The 754-nt window shown below is 62.1% G+C and carries 1 protein-coding gene; it reads right to left on the reverse strand.

All coding sequences use genetic code 11. From position 1 onward, the window contains the following. Positions 1 to 746: transposase (locus DDZ13_RS15270; RefSeq protein WP_199221152.1), on the reverse strand; the 746-nt coding region annotated here is incomplete at its 3' end. Positions 747 to 754 lie beyond the last annotated feature (8 nt).

A 754-nucleotide genomic window follows, 5' to 3' on the forward strand; every position in this document is an offset into this window, starting at 1 on the left:
TCCGGGGCAATGGCCCGCATCATCTCCATGCAGTGGATGTAGACCAGGCGGATGGCATGGAAGCGGTCGGCGACGATCTTTGCGTTTGGGAACCACTTGCGCACGAGACTGCGGTAGGGGCTGGACAGGTCGATACAGACCATGCGGACCTTCTCCCGGCCCTTTAGGGTGGCCAGGAAGTCAGCAAGTTCCTCCTCGCTCTTTCCGGGGCGGACCTCGAAGACCCTGCGGTTCTTCAGGTCGCAGAAGGTGGTGCAGAAGCGGTGCTGCTTGTGCAGGGTGTGTTCGTCGATGCCCAGATACAGCGGGCACAAAGAGGACTCCCGCTCACGTGCCTTCAGCCCGGTGAACTGGTGGTAGATGCGTTCGACGGTGGCCTCGCCGATCCGCTCCTTGCAAGCGAGCCTGCGCGCGCAGATCCCGTCCTGGTGCCGTTCGAACAGATCCCGGCGATACGGTTCGCTGCTGTGGCGCCACTTGCGGATGCCGGGTAGATCGGGCGTAAAGCTCTTCAGGCAGGCCACGCACTTGAAGCGCCTCATATGCACCAGTAGTTCCACCGGTTCGCCGAAGCAGGCAAGGTGGCGAACCCGCCGCCTGTAGCGGCCCTTGCTGCGGGGCCCCGGGGCCCCGCAGCAAGGACACTCCTTCGGCTCCTCGCGCAAACGAACCCGCAACTCGTAAACATCAGCCTTGCTAGAGACCTCGATCACTTCGTATCCTGCTAGACCTATCTTGTTAATCATCGGGGACA

This window comes from Coraliomargarita sinensis (assembly GCF_003185655.1).
GTDB classification, from domain to species: Bacteria; Verrucomicrobiota; Verrucomicrobiia; order Opitutales; family Coraliomargaritaceae; genus Coraliomargarita_B; species Coraliomargarita_B sinensis.